This window comes from Rhodococcus sp. SJ-2, from assembly GCF_053750035.1.
The window spans coordinates 5,113,802-5,139,001 of record NZ_CM132340.1 but is presented as its reverse complement, the minus strand read 5'-3'; the positions used below and the strand labels follow the sequence as shown (position 1 = coordinate 5,139,001).

The following is a 25,200-nucleotide window of genomic DNA, read 5'->3' as shown; positions in this document are numbered from 1 at the left end:
GCTGCGGTGCAGTGCATAGGGTGGGGCGTACGTGGCTCGCAGTGGGCGGCCCGATCGAGGAGGTGGGACGTTGGCCGAGCGCATTCGAAGCCAGTGGGAGGACATCACCGCCGCGGATCCGTCGCATTCGACTTGGTATGTCGAGCGTTTCCGCACGATGGCGGCACAGGGTGAGGACATCGTGGGCGAGGCCCGGTTGATCGACGCGATGTTGACGCGGGGTGCGCGGGTGCTTGATGCGGGGTGTGGTCCGGGCCGGTTGGGTGGCTATCTGCACGGGGTGGGGCATGTCGTGGTGGGGGTCGATGTCGACCCGGTGTTGATTGCGGCGGCCGAGGAGGATTATCCGGGCCCGACGTGGCTGGTCGGCGATCTGGCCGAGTTGGATCTTCCGAGTCGTGGTGTGTCGGCGGAATTCGATGCGATCGTGTGTGCGGGCAATGTGATGACGTTCTTGGCACCGGCGACGCGTCGGGCGACGTTGGCTGGGTTCGCGCGGCATCTGGCGCCGTCGGGGCGTGCGGTGGTGGGGTTCGGTGCGGGCCGCGACTACGACTTCGCGGAGTTCCTTGCTGATGCCGCAGCCGGAGGGCTCACTCCGGAGCTGTTGCTGTCGACATGGGATCTGCGCCCGTTCGCGGAGGATTCGGATTTCTTGGTTGCGGTGTTGTCGCGGTCGGGGAACTGATCAGGACCGAGTGGGTTTGATCGTTGCGGTCTCGTCGGTCACCGGTGTGGTGACGGTGCGGGCGAGCGCGAGCGTGGTTACGGCCATGACTGCGACCGCGATGGCGGTGGCGATGAGGCCGAGGCCGTCGGTGTCGAGGTGTTCGCCGAGCACGGTCATGCCGAGGGCCGCGGCGGCGAGCGGTTCGGCGATCGTCAGTGTGGGGAGGGAGGCTGTGAGCGGCCCGGCTTGGAAGGCGCGTTGCTGCAGGTACATGCCGGTGAGTCCGGCGGTGATCACGGTCCAGACCTGCCACGAACCGAGAACGGTGGGTAGGCCGTGTTCGATCAGGTCGGTGACATGTTTGGTGAGGGCCGCCGCGACGCCGTAGAGGATGCCTGCGGCGGTACCGAGCAGCATGGCGCGGCGTCTCGGCGTCCCGGGGGCGGCGCCGAGTGCGGCGGCGCAGGCGGCGACGGTCAGGGTGATCGTGAGAGGCAGTGCCCATCGGGTGGCGGCAGCGTCGATGTTTCCCGCGGTGGGATTGCCGGCGATCAGGAACATGGCCAACGCGATGCACAGGGCCGCGGCGAGCAGGAGGGTGCGGTGGTCGGGTCGTCGTCCTGTGTAGTAGGCGGAGATGGGGATGGCGAACAGCAGCGACGAGACGAGCAGGGGTTGCACGATCAGGACGGTGCCGAGCGCGAGGGCGAGAACTTGGAGGGTGTAGCCGCCGCCGTCCACGGCCAACGCCGCCCACCAGCGGGGGCTGCGGATGAGAGTGCCGACGAGTGGGCCGGAGGTGGGAACGGCGGCGGCGGTGCGTTGCTGGGCGACCATGCTGACAGCGACCAGCAACGCGGCGGCAAGTGCGCACGTCACGGATGCTGCCGCGGTGCCGGTCATGGTCGGGGGCGGGTCAGGCCTGGACTTCGCTGTGGTCGCCGCTCCACAGGGTGTGGAACTTGCCGGGCTTGTCGGTGCGCTCGTAGGTGTGTGCCCCGAAGTAGTCGCGTTGGCCTTGGGTGAGTGCGGCGGGGAGACGTTCGGCGCGCAGTCCGTCGTAGTAGGACAGGGAGGAGCCGAAGGCGGGGATGGGGATGCCGAGGGTGGTGGCGGTGACCACGACGCGTCGCCAGCTGTCGATGCCGGCTTCGATCGCGTCGCGGAAGTATGGGGCGAGGATCAGGCTGGGCAGTTCCTGATCGGCGTCGTAGGCCTCTTTGATGCGGTTGAGGAACTGGGCGCGGATGATGCAGCCGCCGCGCCAGATGGTGGCCATGGCAGCGCGGTCGATGTTCCAGCCGTATTCGGCGCTGCCTGCCGCGATCTGGTCGAAGCCCTGGGCATAGGCGACGATCTTGGAGGCGTAGAGGGCGGCGCGGATGTCTTCGGTGAACTGGGCGGCGTCGGTGGGTGCGGCGCCGAGGGTGCCGGTGGCCAGGTTGCGGGCTGCGGCACGTTGGGTGCGGGAGCCGGACAGTGCGCGGGCGAAGACGGCTTCGGCGATGCCGGTGACGGGGATGCCGAGGTCGAGGGCCGCTTTGACGGTCCAGCGGCCGGTGCCTTTCTGTTCGGCGGCGTCGACGATGACGTCGACGAGGGGTTTTCCGGTGGTGGCGTCGGTCTGGCGGAGCACTTCGGCGGTGATTTCGATGAGATATGACTCGAGGGTGCCGGTGTTCCAGTCGGCGAATACGTCGGCGATCTTCGCCGCGTCGTAGCCCAGTGCGTCGCGCAGCAGGTGATAGGCCTCGCCGATGAGCTGCATGTCGGCGTATTCGATGCCGTTGTGCACCATCTTGACGAAGTGTCCGGCGCCGTCGGGGCCGACGTGGGTGCAGCAGGGGGTGCCGTCGACCTTGGCGGAGACGGCTTCGAGGAGGGGGCCGAGTGCGGCGTAGGACTCGGCGGGGCCGCCGGGCATGATGGACGGTCCGTTGAGGGCGCCTTCTTCGCCGCCGGAGATGCCTGCGCCGACGAAGTGCAGGCCGCGTTCGCGCAGGGCGGCTTCGCGGCGGATGGTGTCGGTGTAGAGGGCGTTGCCGCCGTCGATGATGATGTCGCCCGGTTCCATGGCGTCGGCGAGTTCTTCGATGACGGCGTCGGTGGCGTCGCCGGCCTTGACCATGATCAGGACGCGGCGGGGTTTTTCCAGGGCGGCGACGAACTCGTCGATCGTTTCGGTGCGGACGAAGGTGCCGTCGCTGCTGTGTTCGGCGAGCAGGGCGTCGGTTTTGGCGATGCTGCGGTTGTGCAGGGCGACGGTGTAGCCGTGGCGGGCGAAGTTCCGGGCGATGTTGGACCCCATGACGGCCAGGCCGGTCACGCCGATCTGGGCGAGGGGGGTCTCGGTGCGTTCGACGGTCATGGGTACAGCTTCCCCCGAAATGGGGCGCGATCGAAATCGAACGGGTACGAGGTGTGTCAGTGGGTGAACAGGCGGGTCAGTTCGGTGAGCCAGGGGACGGCGACGGCGACGGTGGGGATGACGAGGATCGCGGCGGCGGCTATGTAGGCGCACGCGGAGATGGTCAGGTCGGGGCCGGGGGCGGCGAGTCGCTGTACTCGCAGCAGGGTGGAGGGGCCGCCGACGGCGAGGGCGCCGGTGGGGGTGCGGGCATCGGCGCAGGTGATGAGGGCACGGGCCAGGGGGGCGGGGCCGGTGCGGCGGACGGCGGAGTCGTCGGCGAGCATTTCGACGAGGAGTTGCACGGAGCCGAGGGCGGAGCCGGAGCGAACCCATCGGGGGAACGCTTCGTAGACGGCGGTGAATGCTTCGAGGATCAGGTCGTGGCGGGCGCGCAGGTGGGAGTGTTCGTGGCGCAGGACGGCGCTGAGTTCGTCGTCGTCGAGGTTGTCGAGGGTGCCTTCGGAGAGGACGACGCGGTGCCGGATGCCGGGTAGGCAGTAGGCGATGGGGTCGGCGCTGTCGAGGATCCGTACGTGGGGGAGGGTGCGGACGGCGGAGGGGTTGTCGCGGCGGTCGAGGAGGTCGACGAGCATGCGGTGGCGGGCGCGGCGGCGGCGGGTGCGGACCCCGACGCGCAGGATCGAGTAGATCAGGCGGCCGCCGATGAGCAGGGTGAGCGTGAAGACGACGACGTAGGTCAGCCACAGGGGTAGTCCGAGCGCGTCGATTTCTTCGAGGGGGCCGGTGGTGGGGCGGCCGTCTTCGCCGGGGACCAGCAGGAGCGCGGCGATGGCGAGCCCGGAGCTGAATGCGGAGAGCACGGCGGCGAGAGCGACGGCCTGCCACAGGACGAGGGCGGCTCGTGGGTTGCGGTGTGGCCAGGTGGCGCGGGCGAGGAGCCCGGGCACCGGGCCCGCGAGGAGAAGCGCAAGTATGCCGAATACGAGCGCTGTGGTCGCATTCATGTAGTCGAGTGTGTCAGCTTGCGCGTCCGGGGGACCGGTCGGTGCTGTGTTGGGCTTCGAGTTCGGCGAGGGCGGCGCGCAGTGCGGCTGCTTCGTCGGCGCCGACGCGGCCGACGAAGTGGACGAGGGCGGCGGTGCGTCCGGCGGTTTCGTCGGCCTGGTCGAGGGCGTCGACCATGAGGCCTGCGACGAGTTCGTCGCGGCCGTGTACCGGGAGGTAGCGGTGGGCGCGGTCATCGCGTTGCTGGATGACGAGGTTCTTCTTCGCGAGGCGTTGAAGGACAGTCATGACGGTGGTGTATGCGAGGGAGCGTTGGGCGGAGAGGCCTTCGTGGACCTGTCGCACGGTTTGGGGTTCGGTGGAGGACCACAGGTGGTCCATCACTGCTCGCTCGAGTTCGCCTAGTGCTGCCATACCGTGATTCTACGGAGTCTCCGACATTTGTGCGTACTACCTAGGGTCGTAGCTATTCGGGCGGGGTGTCGCCGCCGACCGTGCCGTAGACGTGGCGGGTGCCGATGGGCACGATCAGGGGTCGGCCGGAGACCGGGTCGCTGATGACAGAGGCGTCGAGTCCGAACACGTCGCGGAGCAGTTCGACGGAGATGACTTCGGTGGGAGGGCCGGAGGCGATGACCTTGCCGTCGCGCATGACGACGAGGTGGTCGCTGTAGCGGACGGCGAGGTTGAGGTCGTGGAGCACCATCACCACGGTGCGGCCGAGTTCGCTGTGGAGTTGATCGACGAGGTCGAGGACCTCGATGGAGTGTGCGAGGTCGAGGTAGGTGGTGGGTTCGTCGAGCAGCAGGATGTCGGTGCCTTGCGCGAGGGCCATCGAGATCCAGGCGCGTTGGCGTTGGCCACCGGAGAGTTCGTCGACGGGGCGGTCGGCGAGGTCGGCGATGCCGGTGCGGGCGAGTGCGGTGGATACGACGTCCTCGTCGTCGCCGGACCATTGCCGCATCCACGACTGGTGGGGGTGGCGGCCGCGGGCGACGAGGTCGGCGACGGTCAGTCCTTCGGGGGCGGTGGGTGCTTGGGGGAGCATGCCGAGGACTCGGGCCACGTCGCGGGTGCGCATCGTGGTGATCTTGCGGCCGTCGAGCACGACGTGTCCGCTGCGAGGTTTGAGGAGACGACTCAGTGCACGCAGCAGTGTGGATTTGCCGCAGCCGTTGGGGCCGATGATGGTGGTGATCACGCCGGTGGGGATCTCGAGGTCGAGGTCGTCGACGATGAGACGGTCTCCGTAGCCGAGTGCGAGATGTTCGGCGATGAGTCGTGAGCCGGTGAGGTCGGTGGCGCCGTCGGCGTGTGTGTCGAGGCGGTGTGTGTCGAGGGGCTGGGTGGGGGTCACACGGACACCTTCCGGTTGGAGCGCACGAGCAGGTACAGCAGGAACGGGCCGCCGAGCGCGGAGGTTACGAGGCCGACCGGCAGGGAGACCGGCAGGATGGTGCGGGCGATGATGTCGGCGCCGACGACGAGTACGGCGCCGGTCAGCGCGGAGGCGATGATCGGGGGTCCGGCGGAGCGGACGAGGCGGAGCGCGACCTGGGGTGCGGCGAGTGCGACGAAGCCGATGGGTCCGGCGGCGGCGGTGGCGATGGCGGCGAGCGCGCAGGCGGCGACGAGGAGCATGCCTTGCTGCGATTGCAGGCGGATCCCGAGGGAGCGGGCGGTGTCGTCGCCGAGGCGGAGGGCGCCGATGGTGAACGAGGCGATGATCGTCCAGGTGCCGATGACGGCGAGGGCGATGCCCGCGGGGATGACCTGACTCCAGCTGATCCCGTTGAGGGAGCCCGTGAGCCAGACCTGGGCGCGGGAGACGTCGTTGATGTCGGCGGAGACGAGCATCCAGTTGGTCAGGCCGATCAGCATGGCGTTGGCGCCGATGCCGATGAGCACGAGCCGGAATCCGTCGACGCCGTTCTTCCAGGCGAGCAGGTAGATCACGGTGGCCGTGAGCAGACCGCCGGCGAGGGCGGCCAGGGGCAGGCCGAGGGCTGCGAGGACTCCGACGATGGTGCCGCCGCTGGTGACGACGATCAGGGCGACGGCAGCGGCGCTGGCGCCGGCGGTGATGCCGAGGATGTCGGGGCTGGCCAGGGCGTTGCGGGACAACGACTGGGTGATGGCTCCGGAGACGGCGAGGGCCGCGCCGACGACGAGGGCGCCGATGCCGCGGGGGAGTCGCAGGTCGAACACGATGAACCGGTCGAGTCGTTCGCCGCCGCCGAAGAGAACTTCGAGGACTTGGGGGACGGACATGGGGTAGTCGCCGCGACCGAGTCCGATGCACAGGAGCAGGAATGCGGCGACGGCGAGCAGGAGGCACACCAGCACCGGGCGTCCGCGCCATACGACGGAGAAGCGGCCGAGGCGGAAGGCGGGGCGGGCGGGGACGGCGGTGGAGCGCTGGACGGGGGTGTGGCGGCGGCGTTCTCGGCCGGTGGTGGAGGGCGCCGCGGGGTCGATCTTCGTCAGGTCGGTCACAGCGACACCAGCTTCCGGCGGCGGACGAGGGCAATGAAGAACGGGGCGCCGACCAGGGCGAGCACGATGCCGACCTGGAGTTCGCCGGGGCGCACCACGATGCGGCCGATGACGTCGGCGAGGACGAGGAGCACGCCGCCGAGCAGGCCTGCGTAGGGAACGAGCCAGCGGTAGTCGGGGCCGGTGACGGCGCGGGCGATGTGCGGGACGATCAGGCCGACGAACGCGATGGGCCCGCACGCCGCGGTGGCGGCGCCGGTGAGGATGGTGATCACGGCGATGCCGATGACGCGGGTGAGTGCGATGTTGGTGCCCAGGGATCGGGCGACGTCCTCACCGAGGCTGAGCACGTTGAGGCCCGGGGTGCTCGCGAGGGCGATGAGGAGGCCGACGACGATGAACGGCAGGACCTGCCAGAGCACGTCCATGCCGCGGCCGGCGACGGATCCGACGACCCAGAAGCGGTAGCCGTCGAGGCTGGTCTGGTCGAGCAGGACGACGGTTTGAATCATGGCCTGGAGGAAGAAAGCGACGGCGGCGCCGGCGAGGGCCAGGCTCAGGGGGCTCGAGCCGCCGTTGCCGATGGAGGAGAACCCGAACACGATGACGCTGGCGAACAGGGATCCGGCGAACGCGAACCACAGGTATTCGGCGGGGGTGCTGGTGCCGAGCAGGTAGATCGAGAGTACGACGAACAGTGCGGCGCCTGCGTTGATGCCGAGTAGCCCGGCGTCGGCGAGCGGGTTGCGGGTGTGGCCTTGGATGAGGGCGCCTGCTACGCCCAGGGCGATGCCGACGAGCAGTCCGAGCAGGGTGCGGGGGATGCGCAGGGAGTGGATGATCACGTCGGTTTCGGCGCCGTCGTTGACGAACAACGCGTGGAACACTTCGGTGAAGGTCATCGGTCGTGCGCCGATGGCGACGCTGGCGAGTAGGACCAGCACGAGCATCACGGCGAGCGCGAGCAGTCCCAGAAGTCGTCGGCGGCGGATCCCGGCGACGCTGGTGTCCGCGGGCAGCGGCGTGAAACCGTCGTCGGCGGCGGTGCGGGCCATGACGACCTCGGTGCGGCGGCGCAGCAGGGCGCGGCGGGGGCCGACGGGAGCGCCGGTGTCCGGGTCGCGGGTGATCAGGTCGGTCCAGGCTTTGCCGAGGCTTGCGCCGGTGCGGCCTTCCCGGTGGCCCCGGTTCCACAGCAGCACCCCGAGGGTGGCGGCCAGTGCGGCGCCGCCGAAGACGACGCGGTCGGTCTGTCCGCCGCCGTTGGCGTCGGCGAGGGTGTCGACCAGTAGTGCGCCGATCGCGAGGGGGATTGCGAGGAGCGCGAGATCCAGCAGTTCCGCGACGACGCGCCGGGCCGTGGTGGGCGGTTCGGTGCACTCGGTGGTCGTGGGTTCTGTGGCCGTGAGTGTGGGGGAGGGGGGTCGAATGATGGCCACGTGCGTGGTGCGCTCCTCGTGACAGCGTGCTCGGCTGGGTTTGGAGGTTAGGTTACGGAATCCTATTTCGGTCTGTCACGGGGCGGGTCCGGTCGGTGGGTGTTGGTTCGGTGCGGCGGGTTGCGCAATCCCCACCTCGAATGTAATGGTTAGCCTTACCTAAGCAAACCGCTGGGTTCCTGTCGACAAGAGAGGTGTCGGATGACGACTCTGCTGCTGCCACCGACCACCACCGCTCCGGTCCCCACGTTCGACGACCGGAGCATCCGCGCATTCGAGGACACCCGCACCCGCCTGCGGGCCCTTGCCGCGGGATCTCCCCGCGTCTACGCCGTGGCCTGTATCGACGAAGAGCCCAAGCGCCGCTGGTGGAGTCTCGGCAGTGCGGAACGCACCGAACGCGTCGAACTGCTCTACCGACGCTCCCTCGAGGACGTCGACGAACCGCGCATCGCCGCAGAGCAGGTCGCTGCCGCCCTCATTCACGCCGTGGTCGGCCGGGTCCTGGCACCACTCGCTCTCGAAGGGCGCGCGTGGGATCCCGGGCTCGACAATCTCTGGTTGCATCAAGACAGTGACGGCTGCATCGACTGGGCCGGTGTCGCCGACGACACCCTGCGCGTACTCCCCGGAGACCGGGCCGCCGCCGAGTGCGGGGTCGTGGTGCTGCCGTGCGAGCAGGCCCTGGCGGTGTGGACTGCCCATCGCGCGGTGACGGCCCTGACCGCGGTGCACGAGGCCGTGCAGCGATGCGCCCCGCTCGACGGCCCGCGCTTCTGGGCGATGGTCGGACGCACGATCGTCACCGGCGCATCGCAACTGCCCGTCCTCGGTGGCGCCTCCCGGCGCGACGCGGCGCGACGCGGCCAGCAACTGCTCGACGCGTTCGTTGCCGCGGGCCACCCGGTGCGAGGCCTTGTGGGATTAGGTCAGGCTTCCCTATAGTTGGGGGCGTGCAACACCGGACCGTGCCGGAGTCCTGAGGGCTGCAGCGACTCCCGGTCCATCCCGACGGCGGGCCTCGCGATCACCACGCGAGGCCCGCCGCTACGTTCGGACCGCTCGGATGGTTGCCGCACCGGCAGGCGAAAACCTCCATGCCCTACCATCGTTCGACGGCAACCGGCGACCCGGCCGGCCCCGATCGAGCAGGAGCACGCTTAGACATGACCGATCATTCCCTTCCGGATCCCGCCGCCGCCACCCTCGAAGAGATCACCACCTTCAACCGCGCCGGCTTCGGGACCGCGCTCGGGCTCGAGTTCCTGGAAGTGACCGCCGACGTCGTGCGGGCGCAGTGGACGGTGAGCCCCGATCAGCATCAGCCCTACGGCATCGTGCACGGCGGGGTGTACTGCGCGGTGATCGAGACGATCGCGAGCATGGGCGGCGCCACCTGGTTCGGTGAGCGCGGCAACGTCGTCGGCGTCAACAACAACACCGATTTCCTGCGGGCCACCCGCGAAGGCGTCCTCACCGCCGTCGGCACCCCCATCCACCGTGGCCGCACTCAGCAGCTGTGGCGGGTGGTGATCACCGACGAGAAGGAGCGTGTCGTCTCACAGGGGCAGGTGCGGCTGGCGAACATCGAGGACAGCGCCCGCATCGGGAACTGACGGCGCACGCCGGGCGGTCAGCCTGCCGCTCGACGGGCCGCCGACGAGTCGCCTTCGTTCTGGGCAGTGTCCTTCCCGTCGGCGGCGTCCTTCCCGTCGGCGGTGCCGTTGCCCGCAGTGACGGAGTTCTCGTGGTGTCGTAGTCGCTCGATGGCGATCCGCGCGAACACCTGCTGCTCGGTTGCGGCCATCTCGTTACGTCCCGTCGAGAAGAATGCCTGCGCCCACGACAACAATGTCGACATCTTCGACGAGAACCCCACCAGGTACAGCAGGTGGATGAACAACCAGGCGATCCAGCCGAGGAACCCGCTGATCTCGAGCTTGCCGACTTTCGCAACCGCGCTGAACCGCGAGATGGTCGCCATCGACCCCTTGTCGAAGTACTTGAACGGGGCCCGTTGGGCCGGGGTCTGCCCCGCGAGGGAGGCGATGATCTGTTTCGCCGCGTACTTGCCCCCCTGCATCGCCACCTGCGCAAGCCCGGGAAGCTTGTCGAGCGACATCATGTCGCCGATCACGAACACGTTCGGATATCCCGGGAGCGACAGATCGGGCAGCACCTCGACGCGACCCGCCCGATCGATCCCGGCACCGGACTGCTCGGCCAGTTGCTGACCCAGCGGGCTCGCCGCTACGCCCGCCGACCACACCTTGCACTGTGATTCGAGACGTCGCTCGGTGCCGTCCTTCTCCTTGACCGTCAGGCCGTCCGCGTCGACGCCGGTGACCATCGCACCCAGCTGGATCTCCACCCCGAGGCCCTCGAGGGTCTTGCGTGCCTTCTTCGACAGCTTCCCGCCGTAGACGGGCAGCACGTCCGATGCCCCGTCGAGCAGAACCACCCGCGCCCGCGTGGAGTCGATATGACGGAAGGTGTCCTTGAGAGTGCGGCGGGAGAGCTCGGCGATCTGACCGGCCAGCTCGACCCCCGTCGGGCCCGCGCCGACCACCACGAACGTCAGCAACCGCGCTTGCTCCTCGGGGTCGTTCGACAATTCGGCCTGCTCGAAGGCGCCGAGAATTCGGCCGCGCAACTCGAGTGCGTCGTCGATCGTCTTCATGCCGGGCGCGAACTCCGCGAAGTGATCGTTGCCGAAATAGGACTGGCCGGCGCCTGCGGCGACGATCAGCGAGTCGAAGCCGGTGGTGGTGCGACGCTCCAGGAATTGGGAGGTGATCGTGCCGTTCTCGAGATCGATGTCGTCGACTTCCCCGAGCAGCACCTGGGTGTTCTCCTGTTTGCGCAGCACCATGCGCGTGGCCGGGGCGATGTCGCCGACCGAGAGGATGCCCGTCGCGACCTGATAGAGCAGCGGCTGGAACAGGTGATGGGTGGTGCGCGCGACCAGCGTGACGTCCGCGTCGGCGCGGGCCAGTGCCTGCGCGGCGAACAACCCTCCGAACCCCGATCCGATCACCACTACGCGATGACGAGCAGATCCCACCGATTCGACGCTCATGCAAGCTCCTTCGTTGATCTCGGTACAGCAGCGGTTCGACGGCCCAGCGTTTCAGCGCCCGTTTCAACGCCACTGCAGTTTCGATGCCACTGCAGTTTCGATGCCACTGCGGTTCGGTTCTCAGTCTGTCAGCTCTCGCCGTCACTCACAGCGCGATCGGTGCCGCCGAGCAACCCGTACACCGGGTTGTGGCGGGCCGCGTGCCGCACCGCATCGTTCGTCGCCGAGGTGTAGATCTGCACGGTCTGCAGCGACCGGTGCCCAAGCAGTTGCTGCAACTCGACCATCGTCGCGCCGTTGTCGGCCAGCGAAGTTGCGAAGGTGTGCCGTAGCGCGTGCGCGAGCGCACCTCGTTTGCGTTCGGACTCGATACCCGCCCGCCGATACACCCGTCGCACCCGATACTGCAGGGTGCCGCGGGTGATGCGCTGCCCATCGGCGCCGACGAACAACGGATCTGCCGGTGTGTGCCGCTCCCACACCGGCAGGTCGGCGCGGTCGGCGAGCGCGGATCGCCGCAGCGGCGGAAACCTGGAATAGCGTTCCTGCAGGTAGGCAGAGACGATCGCCGTCCAGCTGTCCTCGAGGGGGATCTCTCGTTCGACCGCGCCCTTACCGTGCACGCGCAGCACCGGGGCTTCGAGTCCACCGAGGATGTGCCCGAGATCCAGTGAGATCAGCTCTTCCGTCCGGATGCCGGTGAGCAGCAGCGTCGCGACCAACGCCAGATCCCGCTGCGGCCAGTCCCGCGACGACCCGCTCGGGTGCTGCGCGTCGCGGGTCAAGGTGTCGACGAGTTGCCCGACGGCGGCCGGTTTGAATGCTTTCGGGGTGTGTTCGGGGCGTTTCGGCTGCGCGATCGAGGCCATCGGATTGCCTTCGGAGAGCCCCTCGGTGACGAGAAAGTTGCAGAAGTTGTTCCAGACCGACCACGCGCGACGCACCGACGCCGGTTGGCGTTCCCGCGCGAAGGCGGCGAACGCCGACCGCAACCCGCGGATCGTGAGATCCGCGATGGTCAGGGTGTCCGGTGCGGCACCACGCACCGCCGCGAGTGCGGCACACACCCCGTGCAGGTCCAGGCGGTATGCCTTGACGGTGTGCGCCGAGCGTTTCGCGGTCTGCAAGGTCTCCAGGTACGACGCGACCCAGTCGAGGAGGGGCGGTTTGTCCCGGCTCGTCATCGGAGCAGCCACCTTCCCGTGGTTGTCGTACGCTTGTGCGAATCCAGTGTGCCAGGAGGGGCCGACAGGTTCGGTGGGGCCGGTGGGTGCTCACCGGTCCCACGTCGGGCGCGGTACCCAATGCGGCAGTGCCGTGTCGTGGTTCCCGCGCGCCGAGGCGATCTGCGGACCGGTCAGGTACAGCGCCGACGACAGGTCGGCGCCGTCGAGTCGGGCGTCACGCAGGTCGGCGCCGAGCAGGTCGACCGCGCTCAGATCGCTGCCGCGCAGATCCGTGCCGATCAGGCACGCCCCGCGCAGATCGGCGCCGCACAGGGCGCGGCTGCGCAGAGACCGGCCGGCGAGGTCCGCGCCGGGGTGCAGTCGTGGATCGGGTGTGCCGGTGGCGTGATATGACGCGCGGATCACCTCACTGACGTCGACGAGCAGGTTGCGTACCTGCTCGTGCAGCGCGTCCAGGTCGAGAGCGACCAATTCGGATGCCTCGAGTCGGGTGAGTCCGGTGATCGTCTCGGCCAGTTCGGCGGCGCCGGCGATGTCGTCGGGGTCGAGGGCGCGGTCGGTGGCCTCGTGGAGATACCAGAGCATCTCGTGCAGTTGTTTCATTCTCGGGAACACTGCCCCGGTGAGGGGGCCGGGGACCCGTGCGGTGGCGGCTTGCCCGGCGCCGAAGCAGTCGAACGTGGTACAGCCGCGGTACCCGCGCGCGGCCAGGACGTCGTGGATCGTGCAGCCGAAATCGGATGCGAGGTGTGCGCATGGTGTTCCGGCGGGCTTGTCGGTGGCGAAATCGGCGGAGCGGGAGAATCCGAAGACGGTGCAGCACAAGGCAGCACAGTTGCGGCAGTCGCCAAGTAGGTGGGTGCGGGGCATGGGAACTCCGAAGGGTGTGATCCGGTGGGAGGCGAAGCTGGGGAACCGGTCATGGTCCCCCTGCTCGGGGCACACGGAATCACCGCCGCGCGCAGGCGGCGTCGTTCACGATCGACGCGTGGCTCGAAGGTCACGCACAAGAATCGGTGTTCACTGCTTCGGAGAGTAGCAGGGCCTCGGCCCGGTTCCCGGACGCACTGGCAGCGGCATCCGTTGATGAGAGCCGGCAGCGCCCCCTCGAAGGGCGGGAGGCCACTGTGTCAGCGGATCGATTCGAGGAGCCGGGCATGGTCCTCGGCGTCGCCACCATGGCGTGAACATCCGCAACGCTAGGGTGCAATATGCCGGAAATTGTGCGTCGGCGGCGTATCCAGTCACCGCCGCCACGCATCATCTACCACGCCCTCACCGATCCCGATCGTGACCCGACTCGCCGGTGGTTGATCCTGCGTGAGAGCGAACAACGCCCGATGGTCGTGGAAGCTGTCGAGCCCGATCTGGGGTGTGGACATCTATCTGGCCGCGGCGTCCCGACGCTCGGAAGCGGTGCGTTGCATCGCCACCGAGTTTGCTGACGATCCGACGTTCGTGGTGCTGGACGGGCAACACACCCGCTACCGACTCGATGCGGCAGCGCATGCTGCCACGGCAGACTTTGCGGGCTCATCGCAGATGGGGATGCAGCGAACAACTCGCGTGTTGCGGGTCACCCGGAATATAACGGTCGATGACGGCGCGGATCACCGGACGAGACCACTGTGCAATCGCGTCGGGTTCCTCGGGTCCGAGAAGAAGCGCGGTGACCACGAGTCCATCGACGACTGCCCCGAGTTCGCTCGCAGCCTCGGGGGTAGCGATTCCGTGGGAAGCGAGCATCTGCGCCCTCCACCTCTCCGCCAACGCCCCACGCTCGCGCATCGTGACGCGAAGTTCTTCATTGTGAACAGCAGCCAAGGTCAGCTCCAGGCGAGCAAGCGTCCGAACACGTTCCTCGCCCAGCATGCGCACGACAGATCGAACGACGGCGTCGACGATGTCTTCTGCCGTCGAGTCCGTTTCGCCCAGCAGAGGTGCCTGTTCGAACTCGAGGAGGCGGTCGGTGCACCCACGCACCAATTCCACACGAGAGCGGAAGTAGTAGGTGGCGCTGCCCATCGGCAGCCCGGCCTCCGCGTCAACGGCTCGATGCGTCAGGCCGCGCATTCCGCTCGAAGCGAGGACACGTAAGCCCGCATCCAACAGGTCCGTGCGTCGATCGGACACCATCCATCCTCTCTACGTTTGTTGAGGTATGTTGGACATACTATCCCTCAACAAATGTAGAGACTGGAGGTCGTGATGAAGGTAATCGTCGTCGGGGCGGGCATGGCCGGATTGGCCGCGGCGGTGGGCCTCACGCAGGACGGTCACGAGGTGACCGTCCTCGAACGTGCCGAGGAAATCAGTCAGGCCGGCGCCGGAATAGGTGTCATGCCCAACGGAATCAGGGCCCTCGACCGCTTGGCGCTGGGCGACGCTGTCCGCGCCCACTTCGTACCCGGGGATGGGGACGGCACCACGCGAGACCGTGGCGGGCGCGCTCTGTTGCGCGTTCGAGACGCGGAGAAGGCCACGCCTGCAGTTGATCCGATTGTCGCGCTGCCGCGTCGAACCCTCGCCGGCATTCTGCGTGACGCCCTACCGGAAGGGACAGTGAAGAGTCCTGTCCATGTCACGAGCGTCGACGCTGCCTCCGGTTCCGTTGTGAGCACGACCGAGACCATGCACGCGGATCTCATTGTCGCCGCCGACGGTGCCCGAAGCCGTGTGCGCAGAATCCTTTTCCCAGGGCACCCCGGACTGAAGCCGTCAGGCCAGCATGCCGCGCAGGCGATTGTTCCGGACTTCACGCAGGACGTCTCGCCCATCATCGGTGAGATGCTCGACCACCGGTCGGGAGGCCGGTTCGGCACACTGCCGATGGCCGACGGAAGCATCTACTGGTACGCGCTCTGGGACTCGCGGCAGCAGGTGCCGAGCGATCCCTCCTCGCTTCTGCGGTGGTTGCGGTACGACCGGGCGGAGTGGCATCCGGCCGTGGGCGACCTGCTCTCCGCGACGGATCCGGAACGCATCCATGTCAGAGAGACAGCATCACTGGCCAGGCCTCTTCCGTCGCTGACTGTCGGGCGAGTTGCGTTACTCGGGGACGCCGCCCATGCGATGACTCCGGATCTCGGCCAAGGGGCAAGCCAAGCGTTCGAGGATGCCGTCGCGCTGATCGATGCGATCCGCACCAGCCAACACGACGTTCCTGTTGCACTGCGGCGCTACGACGCGGAGCGTCGCGCCCGCACGGCGAGAATGATTCTGCTCTCCCGACTGACCGGTCGCCTCTCATCGCTTCGAGGAGTCGCGGGCGCAACCCGCGACGCGGTCATGCGCCTTATGCCGGCCATGCCTGCTTGATGTCGAATGACGCAGACGCTGAGTGGCGCCGGACCCGCACTCAGAGACCTCGACATGCCCGACGCTACCTGCCTGCTGGTGCACCGTATCTGGTGAAGCCTCGCCGCGATGGCGACATCGGGTACGAGCGCTACAGCGGCGACGGGTATCGATTCGTTCAACGCTTCTGGCCCGGTTCGGGTCCACGGGTGCAGATTTCCGGGACATGTGAAGACAACGCCGATAGATAACCACTGCAAAGACCTTGGTATCAGGGGCGGCGGGTTTCGAGTAGACGCAGCCACACCTCACTGATGGTGGGGTAGGCCGGTACGGCATGCCACAGCAGGTCGAGGGGTACCTTCCCGACGATCGCGACGGTGGCGGCATGGACGAGTTCGGCGACCTCGGACCCGACGAACGTGGCGCCGACCAGCACGTCGGTGGTGCGGTCGACGACCAGCGCCGCGTGGCCGGTGAAGTCGTCGCGGTGCAGGGTGGCACCCGCGACGTCGATGTCGGCCTCGAGCACCTCGATGTCGAGTCCGGCGGCACGGGCCGAGTCGGCGGTGTGTCCGACGGCGGAGACTTCGGGGACAGTGAAGATCACCTGGGGGATCTGCTGGTGGTCGGCGCTCGCCCGGAACCGGGGGTCGTCGAGGGGCCGGTTCTCGGCGCGGGCGGCGATGACGTCGCCGCACACCCGGGCCTGGTACTTGCCCATGTGGGTCAGCGCGGCGCGGCCGTTGACGTCGCCGACGGCGTACAGCCAGGCGCCGTCGACACCGTCCACGGTGAGATGGTCGACAGTGAGATGGTCGTCGACGGTGATCTTGCGGGCGTCGAGCCCTACAGTGTCGAGTCCGAGATGGTCGACGGCGGGTCGGCGGCCGGTCGCGACGACGAGTTCGTCGACTTCGAGGGTGGTGCCGTCGGTCAGTTCCACTGTGAGGGGGCCGCCGTGGATCATGCCGATGCCGGTGTCGCGGGCGTCGGGGCGGGTCACCGAGGTGACTTCGGTGCCGAACCGCACCTGCACGTGGCGGGTGCGCATCGCGGCGGCGACAGCGTCGGAGGCGAACGGTTCTACCCGCGCGAGCAGGCGGGCTCCGCGAACCACGACGGTGATCTCGTCGGCGCCGAGTTGTCGTAGCCACGTGGCAGTTTCGCAGGCGACGACGCCGCCGCCGAGCACGAGGACCCGGCGGGGGATCTGCTGCAGGTTCGTTGCGTCGCGGGAGGTCCAGGGCAGCGCCGCGCGAAGTCCCGGCAGGTCGGGGACGGTGGCGAGGGTGCCGGTGGCGAGGACGACGGCGTGGCGGGCGTGCAGGGTACGCGGGTGGTCGCCGTCGACGGTGACGGTGCGGGGCCCGGTGAGGTGGGCGTGGCCGCGGATCACATCGATGCCTGCGGCGTCGGCCCACAGTACTTGGGAGGAGTCGTCGTGACCGGAGGTGAATCGGTCGCGGCGGGTCAGGACGGCGGGGGTGTCGACGTGTTCGGTGGTGACGTGCTGCTGGACACCGGGCATGTGCGTGGCGGTGGTGAGGACCTGGGTGGGGCGGAGCAGGGCCTTACTGGGCATGCATGCCCAGTAGGAGCATTCGCCGCCGACCAGTTCGTGTTCGACGAGGGCGGCGGTGCGGTCGGAGCCGGCGATCGCGTACTGCGCGGCGTTCTCGCCTGCGGGGCCTGCGCCGAGCACGATGACGTCGAAGGTGTCGGTGGATGCGGAGTCGGCCGGTTCGGAACTCACGCGTTCTACGGTAGGCCGCTTGGGTGCGGGGCGGGGGTGGTTCGTCGGAGGTCAGTGCAGGCGCGGTGACTGGGCGTCGAAGATCAGGCCCATGGGGGCGAGGACTCGCACGACTTGTTCGGCGATGTGCTCGGGGAGGTCACACAGCAGAATCGAGCGCCAAGGGGTGATGACGAGGGGGCGGTCGACGGCGGCGAGGAACTCGGCGAGGCGGGCGGGGAGCAGACCTCCGGGTAGGCCGCCGGCGAGGGTGACGGTGCCGCTCGGCTGGTCGAGCCATCCGATCGGGGCGCTCGGAGGTGCGGGAAGGGCAACGGCGGGGGCGGTGTCCGCGGAGAAAGACGGGGTGTCGTCGAACAGGAGGTCGACGGCGGCGTCAGGGTCGGTTCGGCGGATCCCGGTGTCGGTGCCGGCGAGGACCAGTGTCCATTCGTCGCCGGAGAGGGCGAGCAGCGCGCGATCGGGGGTCAGCGCGACGATGTCGCCGGTGCCGTCGTCGAGCCCGAGGGTGCTGCCGGGGCGTGCGGTGGGGAGGTGGGGGAGCGCTGCGTCGGTGAGGGGACGGATATCGCATTTTCCGCCGATGCGGCCGCTGAGCGGGGAGGTGAACAGGTGGGGCAGTGCGGGATGGCCCACGGTGAGTCCGGCGCTGGTGACGGCGGCGGTCAGGGTTGCGGGGTCGCCGTGCAGGCGCAGGTGGGCGTGCGGGGTCAGGTGCAGGACGCCGCCGGCGTGGGTGTGCGCGAGGTCGGCGAGGGCCTGCAACTGCGCGGCGGCCAGTCTTCCGGCGGGCAGATGCACGTCTACGGGTGCGGGGTCGTCGCTCGGGTTCGTCGCGGTCACATCGTCCAGTATCCGGGTGCGGGGAAGTCTCGTGAAACGCACGGAAGAGACTTTCCTTTACAGGATTGGATAACTATATTCTCATTATTGAGATCGAGGTGCTCCTTCGTGGGCCCCTACCTGAGACGAGAGGCACTGCATGCTGCTCGAACCCACGCCCGACCAGGACTTCTTCCGCGACACGACCGCCCGGTTCCTGCAGGAGCGGACCCCGGTCGCGGTCCTGCGGGGCCTGCGCGACGATGCCGCCGGATTCGATCCCGCCTTTTGGCGTGCCGGTGCCGAACTCGGCTGGACCAGCCTGCTCGTCGATGAAGCGCACGGCGGCGGCTCCCTCAGCGACTCGGGCCTGATCGACCTGTCGTTGATCGCATACGAGTTCGGCCGTCACGCCGCACCGGGCCCGCTGGTCCCGACCAATGTGGTGGCGGCTCTGCTGGGCAGGCACGGTCGCCACCCGGAGACCCTTGCCGGGCTGCTCGACGGCTCCGTCACCGCCGCGTGGTGTTCCGCCGAACCGCCTCCGCAGGCCCGTGCCGCGACCACCGCGCTGTCGATCACCGTCGACGGCGGCGAGGTGATCGTGCACGGCACCAAACGCCCCGTGGAGGCCGCGGGCACCGCCGAGATCCTGCTGGTGACCGGCCGTACCGGCGACGGTGTCAGCCACGTGCTCGTGCCCCGCGACACTCCCGGCGTGCGCGTCACGGCGATGCGCTCGGTGGATCTGACCCGCCGCTACGCGAAGGTCGAGTTCGACGAGGTGCGCCTTCCCGCCAGCGCACTGCTCGGCACTGCGGGGGACGGCGCCGCCGACGACGAGTACGCCCGCCACGTGGCGATCGTGCTGGGCTGCGCCGAAACCGTCGGTGCGCTGCAGACCGCGTTCGACACCACCGTGGCGTGGGCATTCGACCGATATTCGTTCGGCAGGGCCCTGGCTTCTTACCAGGCCATCAAGCATCGTTTCGCGGACATGAAGATGTGGCTCGAGGCGTGCCACGCGATCAGCGACAGCGCAGCCGCCGCCGTCGCCGCAGGCACCCCCGACGCGGCCCGTCTGTCGAGCGCGGCGAAAGCCTACATCGGCGACCACGCCGCCGATCTGATGCAGGAATGCGTGCAGTTCCACGGCGGAATCGGCCTGACCTTCGAACACGACCTGCACTTGTACACCCGGCGCGTCGCCGCGAACCGGTCCACCTACGGCACCCCCGCCGAGCATCGCCGGATGCTTGCCGATGCCGTCATCGCCACCGCTGCCACGTCGAAGGAGAGCGCACAGTGACCCAGACCGAGGTCGAGATCGAAACCCTCGACGAGTTCCGGGCGCGTGCTCGCACCTGGATCCGGGCGACTCTCGAGCCCGCCGATCCCGCCGCCCACATCGGGGTACTACGCAAGGAAACCTCCGACGAGGACGAACTCGCCGCGGTCGCCCACGACCGCGCGCTGCAACGGTCGTTGTACGACGCGGGGCTCGCCGGCGTCAGCATTCCCCGCGAGTACGGCGGGCAAGGGCTGACGCCCGCGCACCAGCGGGTCCTCAACGACGAACTCGCAGGGTTCGAGTATCCGGCGCGGCTGCAGGCTCCGACCTTCGTGCCGTGCGCGGCGGTGCTGCTCGACTTCGGCACCGAGGAACAGAAGAAGCGGCACATCCCGGCGATCCTGCGCGGCGAGGAACTGTGGATGCAGATGTTGTCGGAGCCCAGTGGCGGCTCCGATGTGGCCGGCGCGGTGACCACTGCGGTGCGCGACGGAGACGACTGGATCCTCAACGGCTCGAAGATCTGGACCACCGGCGCCTGGTGGTCCGACTGGGCGTTGTGCCTGGCCCGCACGAACTGGGATGCGCCCAAACATCGCGGGTTGACGGTGTTCATGGTGCCGCTGAAGGCCGAGGGCATCGAGGTGCACCGCATCGAGATGCTCAGCGGATCGAAGGAGTTCTGTCAGGAGTTCATGACCGACGTCCGGATCCCGGACAGCGCCCGGATCGGTGAGGTCGATGCCGGCTGGACCGTCGGCACCCGCTGGATGTTCCACGAACGGCTGTTGTTGCGTTCCCCGTACGCGACGTTGCCTGCGGGCAACAGCCGCGGCGGCTCCCGCACGGAAGAACTTCTCGCGGTGGCCCGCGACGCCGGACGCCTCGACGACCCCCTCGCTCGGGATCTGATCGGCGAGGCCGACACCCTCGAACTGGTCAAGAATGCACTGCAGAACCGTATCGGGCAGGGCATGGCGACCGGCGCGATGACCGACCAGGCCGCGAGCATCGTCCGGTTGATGCACGGCGAGGTAGCGACCCGGCTCACCACGATCATCTACGAGATGACCGGCGCCGGGGGCGCCGCGTGGGATGAGGACGACGGCGCAGTCGTCGAATGCGGCACCGATTTCCTGATGCAACAGTCGTTCACGATTGCCGGTGGCACCACCGAGATGGCCCGCAACACCATCAGCGAACGGGTTCTCGGGATGCCGCGTGAGCGCAGCCACGACCCGAACCTCGCGTTCCGGGACGTGCCTCGCGGCGCGCCGACCGGAAGGTGAACCGCCGCGCGCACTTCGGGGCCTGTTCCGTAGGGTGGGCGCATGTCTGATGGGGAAGTCACCACACCGTCGTTCGCCGACCTCGCCGCCGCCCAGTACGTGCTATTGAGCACGTTCCGCAAGAACGGCACGGCTGTCGCCACTGCCGTGTGGGCGGTCGCGGACGGAGACCGGTTGCTGGTATGGACCGCCACCGGGTCCCACAAAGTGGGACGCGTGCGTCGCGACTCGCGGATCACGCTTGCGGTGTGCGATGCGCGCGGACGTCCGCGTAGCGCTGCGGTGCCGGGCACCGCGGTATTGCTCGACGACGCCGGCACCGAACGCACCCGGTCCGCGATCATCGGCAAGTACAAGCTGTTCGGGTGGCTGACCGTCAAGGGCAGTCTGCTGCGGCGCGGCCGGTCCGGCACGATCGGGGTGGCGTGCACCCTCGACTGACACTGCATATCCGATATCCGACCGACCCCGATCTCCGAGGAGCACTATGAGCGTCCATGATTTCACCGTCACCACCGCCGACGGCGGCACCGAATCCCTCGGTGTGCACCGCGGAAAGCACCTGTTGATCGTCAACGTCGCGAGCAAGTGCGGGCTGACCCCGCAGTACGAGGGCCTCGAGGCACTGCACCGTGCGAAGAAGGACGCAGGCCTGCAGGTCGTGGGGTTCCCGTGCAATCAGTTCGGTGGCCAGGAGCCGGGCACCGACCAGGAGATCCAGGATTTCTGCTCGGTCAACTACGACGTGACATTCCCGGTCTACGGCAAGATCGACGTCAACGGCGAGGACGCCGCGCCGCTGTACACGCATCTGCGTGCGCAGGCACCCGGCGACTTCGGCCCAGGCAACGGGTTCCTGTTCGAGCATGTGAGCAAGTCGCGCCCCGAGGCGATCGGCACCGACGAGGTGAAGTGGAATTTCACCAAGTTCCTCGTCGACCCCGACGGCGCGGTGGTCCGCCGCTTCGAGCCGACCGTCACTCCCGAGGAGATCGCGACGGAACTCGCCGACCTGCTCTAGGGATCGTCGCCCGGAGACGACACCCCCGGAAGAAGACACCTGTGGAAGGTGGTACCGCGGTGCACCACACCTATCTGTCCCAGTCCGTGTTCGTCGCTGCCGCAGGGCTTCCTGTTGTTCCCGGGGCCCTGCGGCACCGGTTGCTGCGCGGGGCCGGTGCGCGTACGTCCGCGCCGAGCTTGATCCACCGCGGTGTGGTGGTGCAGGGGCTGGGCCGGTTGACACTCGGCTCCGGGGTCTTCGTCAATTACGGGTGCTTCTTCGACACGGTCGCCGACATCACCGTCGGCGACCGTGTCTTCCTCGCCGACCATGTTCGTGTGCTCACCAGCAGTCACCGCACCGGAGGACGGGAACAACGCGCCGGGCCGCTCACCGGCGAACCGGTGCACATCGGGGACGGTGCCTGGATCGGGTCCGGGGCGGTGATCCTGCCCGGTGTGACGATCGGGACCGGCGCCGTCATCGGCGCGAATTCCCTGGTCACCGCGGACTGCGCGCCGAACGCGCTGTACGTCGGCAGTCCCGCTCGGCATCGGCGCAACCTACCCTGATCGCCCATCGGACCACCGGACGGTGCTGCTCACTGTGCCGCGCTCACCGAGGACATGTGGAAATCGGGGATGCGCATCGGGGGCATCGCGGTGCGGGTGAACCAGTCGTTCCATTCCCGCGGCAACGTCCGTTCGGTCGCCCCGACTTCGACGGCGCGGCGCAGCAGGTCGAGCGGGGACTCATTGAATCGGAAGTTGTTCACCGCGCCGCGCACCTGTCCGTCCTCGATCAGGTACACCCCGTCGCGGGTCAGGCCGGTCAGCAGCAGCGCCGACGGGTCCACATCCCGCAAATACCACAAGGTGGTGAGCAGCAAGCCTCGTTCGGTGCCGGCGATCATCTCGTCGAGGGTGGCGCGCGAGCCGCCGGTGAGCAGCAGATTCTCTCCGGGCGCCGTCACCGGCACGGAGAATTCCGCCGCCGCCGCACGCGGGTAGGTCAATGCCGCCACGGTGCCGTCGCGGATCCAGTCGACGCGTTCGATTCCGAGACCGTTGTCGAACACCGACACCGTGTCGGTCGAGGCGGTGGCGGTGAGGAACGGTGGGCAGGCCAGCCCCGGCACCGCCGGATCCGAGGTCAACGTCACCGGCAACGCCGCCACGGTCTCGCCGAGGCGGGTGCCGCCGGGCCGCGACCAGACGGTGTGCCCCTCCTCGGCGCCGCGCCCGGCCATCGACCACATCAGGTAGATCATCAGATCCGCCACCGCCGAGGGCGGCAGCAGCGTCTCGTACCGGCCCGGCGGCAACGCCACCGTGGTCTCGGCCCACCCGAGGCGCCGGTCCAGTTCCGTGAGCAGCGCAGTGGTGTCGACGTCGGTGAAGTCGGTGGTGCCTGCCCCGACCCAGGCGCCCGCGCCGGACAGCCCGCCGCGTTTCGCGGTGATTTCGAGTGACCCGTCCGTCTGCGTCCAGCGGCGTCGCAGCCCGGTGGAGGTGCCCAGCCAGGTGGTGTGCACCTGGTGATGTGCGAACCCGTACAGCGGATCGCGCCCGCCGCCACCGAAACCGGCGGCCAACGCGCCGATCACGTCACCGAACACGTCGATGCCGGTGCCCGCTGCCGCGTCCGCCCAGTTCCCGGGTTCCCCGTCGCCGGGCAGCAGCGGCATCGCGTCGGTGGCCTCGGCCGCGGTGTCTGCGGCCGCGACTGCGGCGGCCACTACCGCGGGGATCTCGTCGGCGGGCACACTCGGGGCGGTCACGATGCCGCAGCGTGGTCGCGGGCTTCGGCGGATCGCGATCACCGTCCAACTGCGGGCGTGCATCACCCCGTTGGTGGTCATCGAACTGCCCGCCCACCGCACATTCGCGTCTGCGCGGTCGGTGACCAGCACGATCGTCTCGTCGGCGCGGGACGCGGCCAGCGCGGCGTCGACGAGCCGGGGTGCGTCGATCATCGACTGCCCTCCTGCCGGGTGTTGAGCACGTTGATCTGCCGCAGCAGTACCGACGGGCAACCATGACCGACCGCGGCGACCTGCCCGGGTTGCGCTTTACCACAGTTCATCGCCCCGCCGAGCTGCCATGTCGAGCGTCCCCCGACGGCTTCGAGCGCACCCCAGAAGTCGGTGGTGCTCGACTGATACGCCGCATCCCGCACTTGCCCGGCGAGGCGGCCGCCGCGGATCCGATAGAACCGTTGCCCGGTGAACTGGAAGTTGTAGCGCTGCATGTCGATCGACCAACTTCGATCACCGACCACGTACAACCCGTCCTCGACCCCGCCGATCAGATCGGCCGTGGACCGATCCACCTGCGGATCCGGTTGCAGCGACACATTCGCCATCCGCTGCAACGGCACATGGTGCGCCGAGTCGGCGTAGGCGCAGCCGTTCGAGCGCCCCACACCGGCCTTGGCGGCGAACGCCCGGTCCAGCTGATAGCCCACGAGCCGCCCTTCGCACACCAGATCCCACGACTGGGCGGCCACGCCGTCGTCGTCGAATCCGACGGTGGCCAGTCCGTGCGGCTCGGTGCGATCCGCTCGCACGTGCATCGCGGCACTGCCGTAACGCAGCGTCCCGAGCCGGTCCGGGGTCGCGAAGGAAGTCCCCGCATAGGCGGCCTCGTAACCGATCGCGCGGTCGTATTCGGTGGCATGCCCGACCGACTCGTGAATGGTCAACCACAGATTCGTCGGGTCGATCACCAGGTCCGTGGGGCCCGCCGTCACCGTCGGCGCGTGCGCCTTCTCGACCAGCAGTTCGGGCAGCGCCGCGAGCTCACCGGACCAGTCCCACCCCGCATCCGAACAGACGTACTCCCAGCCCCGCCCGGTCGGTGCCGCCAGGGTGCGCATCGATTCGAACGTCCCGGCCCGGCGGTCCACCGTCGTCGCCTCCAGCTGCGGATGCACCCGCACTCGCTGCTGGGTGATCGACGAACCCGCCAGATCCGCGTAGAAACCCTGTTCCTTGACCAGATCGCACCTCGCCGCCACGTGATGCACCCCGTCCGCGTCGAGCAACCGGCGCGAATAGTCGGTCAACACCGCGACCTTCTCGTCGGTGGACACCGTGAACGGGTCCACCCGGTAGTCCGAGCACCACGTCGCCCCGCGGTACACCGGCTCGGGTGCCCACTCGACGGGGTCCCGGTTGATCGGGCGCAGCGCCTGCGCCACCGCCACCGCGCGCGTCGCCGCATACGCGGCGCCGTCGGGATCCGGATCCGGATGCGACGCGAAACCCCAGGTTCCGTCGAGCAACACCCGCACCGCCACCCCGAGATCCGAGGCGTCCACCACGGACTGGACCGCGCCGTCACGCACCATCAACGACTCGGTGCGCACCCGATGCACCCGCACATCGGCGTGTTGCGCCCCCGCCGCACGTGCCACCGACAGTGCCGCATCGGCGATACGCGGCAACGGCAGCGCCAGAAAATCCGGATCGACGACGTTCACCTGCAGCAGCGT

The 25,200-nt window shown here is 68.6% G+C and carries 24 protein-coding genes and 1 pseudogene; 9 read left to right on the top strand and 16 right to left on the bottom strand.

Annotated elements, in window-relative coordinates; genetic code table 11:
• Positions 1–31 precede the first annotated feature (31 nt).
• Complete coding sequence (locus ACSYG9_RS23995) at positions 32–688, top strand: methyltransferase domain-containing protein (RefSeq protein ID WP_440124818.1); 657 nt, start codon at positions 32–34, stop codon at positions 686–688.
• On the opposite strand, the gene ACSYG9_RS23990 is transcribed toward ACSYG9_RS23995, so the two are convergent.
• The 7 genes from ACSYG9_RS23990 to ACSYG9_RS23960 all read right to left on the bottom strand — a co-directional run bounded on the left by ACSYG9_RS23990 (position 689) and on the right by ACSYG9_RS23960 (position 7,972).
• Entirely contained in the window at positions 689–1,573 is an 885-nt protein-coding gene (locus tag ACSYG9_RS23990; RefSeq protein ID WP_440124817.1) for a DMT family transporter, read from the bottom strand.
• Positions 1,574–1,586: 13 nt separating this feature from the next.
• Positions 1,587–3,038, bottom strand: a complete 1,452-nt coding sequence (gene gndA / locus ACSYG9_RS23985; RefSeq protein ID WP_454840256.1) for an NADP-dependent phosphogluconate dehydrogenase — start codon at positions 3,036–3,038, stop codon at positions 1,587–1,589.
• Positions 3,039–3,094: 56 nt separating this feature from the next.
• Positions 3,095–4,045 (bottom strand): M56 family metallopeptidase, encoded by a 951-nt coding sequence (locus tag ACSYG9_RS23980; RefSeq protein ID WP_454840254.1) that lies wholly within the window; start codon positions 4,043–4,045, stop codon positions 3,095–3,097.
• A 13-nt stretch (positions 4,046–4,058) separates the two neighbouring features.
• Positions 4,059–4,460 carry a BlaI/MecI/CopY family transcriptional regulator gene (locus ACSYG9_RS23975; RefSeq protein ID WP_169690176.1) on the bottom strand — a complete coding sequence of 134 codons (402 nt, stop codon included), beginning with the start codon at positions 4,458–4,460 and terminating at the stop codon, positions 4,059–4,061.
• A gap of 52 nt (positions 4,461–4,512) precedes the next feature.
• Positions 4,513–5,322, bottom strand: a complete 810-nt coding sequence (locus ACSYG9_RS23970; RefSeq protein WP_440127784.1) for an ATP-binding cassette domain-containing protein — start codon at positions 5,320–5,322, stop codon at positions 4,513–4,515.
• A gap of 77 nt (positions 5,323–5,399) precedes the next feature.
• Positions 5,400–6,533, bottom strand: coding sequence for an iron chelate uptake ABC transporter family permease subunit (locus ACSYG9_RS23965; protein ID WP_440127783.1), 1,134 nt, complete (start codon positions 6,531–6,533; stop codon positions 5,400–5,402).
• A 5-nt stretch (positions 6,534–6,538) separates the two neighbouring features.
• A complete protein-coding gene (locus ACSYG9_RS23960; protein ID WP_454843033.1) occupies positions 6,539–7,972 on the bottom strand; it encodes a FecCD family ABC transporter permease in 1,434 nt (477 codons plus the stop codon).
• Positions 7,973–8,182: 210 nt separating this feature from the next.
• On the opposite strand from ACSYG9_RS23960, the gene ACSYG9_RS23955 reads away from it, so the two are divergent.
• Positions 8,183–8,926 (top strand): hypothetical protein, encoded by a 744-nt coding sequence (locus ACSYG9_RS23955; protein ID WP_454840251.1) that lies wholly within the window; start codon positions 8,183–8,185, stop codon positions 8,924–8,926.
• Between the two features lie 221 nt (positions 8,927–9,147).
• Positions 9,148–9,597 carry a PaaI family thioesterase gene (locus ACSYG9_RS23950; protein ID WP_454840249.1) on the top strand — a complete coding sequence of 150 codons (450 nt, stop codon included), beginning with the start codon at positions 9,148–9,150 and terminating at the stop codon, positions 9,595–9,597.
• Positions 9,598–9,614: 17 nt separating this feature from the next.
• Here ACSYG9_RS23950 and ACSYG9_RS23945 read toward each other — a convergent pair whose 3' ends face one another.
• The 5 genes from ACSYG9_RS23945 to ACSYG9_RS23925 form a co-directional block, all read right to left on the bottom strand.
• Positions 9,615–11,060: an FAD-dependent oxidoreductase gene (locus ACSYG9_RS23945; protein WP_440124812.1), complete on the bottom strand. Its 1,446-nt coding sequence runs from the start codon at positions 11,058–11,060 to the stop codon at positions 9,615–9,617.
• Between the two features lie 128 nt (positions 11,061–11,188).
• Positions 11,189–12,244: a tyrosine-type recombinase/integrase gene (locus ACSYG9_RS23940; protein ID WP_454840247.1), complete on the bottom strand. Its 1,056-nt coding sequence runs from the start codon at positions 12,242–12,244 to the stop codon at positions 11,189–11,191.
• A gap of 90 nt (positions 12,245–12,334) precedes the next feature.
• Complete coding sequence (locus ACSYG9_RS23935) at positions 12,335–13,117, bottom strand: pentapeptide repeat-containing protein (RefSeq protein WP_440124810.1); 783 nt, start codon at positions 13,115–13,117, stop codon at positions 12,335–12,337.
• A 374-nt stretch (positions 13,118–13,491) separates the two neighbouring features.
• Positions 13,492–13,629: a hypothetical protein gene (locus tag ACSYG9_RS23930; protein ID WP_440124809.1), complete on the bottom strand. Its 138-nt coding sequence runs from the start codon at positions 13,627–13,629 to the stop codon at positions 13,492–13,494.
• A 151-nt stretch (positions 13,630–13,780) separates the two neighbouring features.
• The gene (locus ACSYG9_RS23925; RefSeq protein ID WP_440124808.1) at positions 13,781–14,383 is read right to left on the bottom strand and encodes a TetR family transcriptional regulator; all 603 of its coding nucleotides are present in this window, start codon (positions 14,381–14,383) and stop codon (positions 13,781–13,783) included.
• Positions 14,384–14,455: 72 nt separating this feature from the next.
• Here ACSYG9_RS23925 and ACSYG9_RS23920 point away from each other — a divergent pair, with 72 nt between their 5' ends.
• Positions 14,456–15,565 carry an FAD-dependent oxidoreductase gene (locus tag ACSYG9_RS23920; protein WP_454843032.1) on the top strand — a complete coding sequence of 370 codons (1,110 nt, stop codon included), beginning with the start codon at positions 14,456–14,458 and terminating at the stop codon, positions 15,563–15,565.
• Positions 15,566–15,815: 250 nt separating this feature from the next.
• Here ACSYG9_RS23920 and ACSYG9_RS23915 read toward each other — a convergent pair whose 3' ends face one another.
• Both ACSYG9_RS23915 and ACSYG9_RS23910 read right to left on the bottom strand, forming a co-directional pair.
• Positions 15,816–17,300, bottom strand: a complete 1,485-nt coding sequence (locus tag ACSYG9_RS23915) for a dihydrolipoyl dehydrogenase family protein (RefSeq protein WP_454840244.1) — start codon at positions 17,298–17,300, stop codon at positions 15,816–15,818.
• A 51-nt stretch (positions 17,301–17,351) separates the two neighbouring features.
• Entirely contained in the window at positions 17,352–18,143 is a 792-nt protein-coding gene (locus ACSYG9_RS23910; protein WP_454840242.1) for a precorrin-3B synthase, read from the bottom strand.
• Positions 18,144–18,282: 139 nt separating this feature from the next.
• Here ACSYG9_RS23910 and ACSYG9_RS23905 point away from each other — a divergent pair, with 139 nt between their 5' ends.
• The 5 genes and pseudogenes from ACSYG9_RS23905 to ACSYG9_RS23885 form a co-directional block, all read left to right on the top strand.
• Positions 18,283–19,431: an acyl-CoA dehydrogenase family protein gene (locus ACSYG9_RS23905; RefSeq protein ID WP_454840240.1), complete on the top strand. Its 1,149-nt coding sequence runs from the start codon at positions 18,283–18,285 to the stop codon at positions 19,429–19,431.
• Positions 19,428–20,702 carry an acyl-CoA dehydrogenase family protein gene (locus ACSYG9_RS23900; protein WP_454840238.1) on the top strand — a complete coding sequence of 425 codons (1,275 nt, stop codon included), beginning with the start codon at positions 19,428–19,430 and terminating at the stop codon, positions 20,700–20,702. The genes ACSYG9_RS23905 and ACSYG9_RS23900 overlap by 4 nt, the downstream gene beginning before the upstream one ends.
• A 42-nt stretch (positions 20,703–20,744) precedes the next feature.
• Positions 20,745–21,143, top strand: a complete 399-nt coding sequence (locus ACSYG9_RS23895) for a PPOX class F420-dependent oxidoreductase (RefSeq protein ID WP_440124803.1) — start codon at positions 20,745–20,747, stop codon at positions 21,141–21,143.
• Between the two features lie 46 nt (positions 21,144–21,189).
• Positions 21,190–21,723, top strand: coding sequence for a glutathione peroxidase (locus ACSYG9_RS23890; RefSeq protein WP_440124801.1), 534 nt, complete (start codon positions 21,190–21,192; stop codon positions 21,721–21,723).
• Positions 21,724–22,115: 392 nt separating this feature from the next.
• Positions 22,116–22,265: pseudogene (locus tag ACSYG9_RS23885) on the top strand (DapH/DapD/GlmU-related protein); the annotation flags it as partial.
• A 41-nt stretch (positions 22,266–22,306) separates the two neighbouring features.
• Here the strand turns inward: ACSYG9_RS23885 and ACSYG9_RS23880 are convergent.
• Complete coding sequence (locus ACSYG9_RS23880) at positions 22,307–23,680, bottom strand: metallopeptidase TldD-related protein (RefSeq protein WP_454840235.1); 1,374 nt, start codon at positions 23,678–23,680, stop codon at positions 22,307–22,309.
• On the bottom strand, positions 23,677–25,188 hold the full coding sequence (locus ACSYG9_RS23875; RefSeq protein ID WP_454840232.1) for a TldD/PmbA family protein: 1,512 nt from the start codon (positions 25,186–25,188) through the stop codon (positions 23,677–23,679). Before ACSYG9_RS23875 ends, ACSYG9_RS23880 begins: the two co-directional genes overlap by 4 nt.
• Positions 25,189–25,200: the final 12 nt, after the last annotated feature.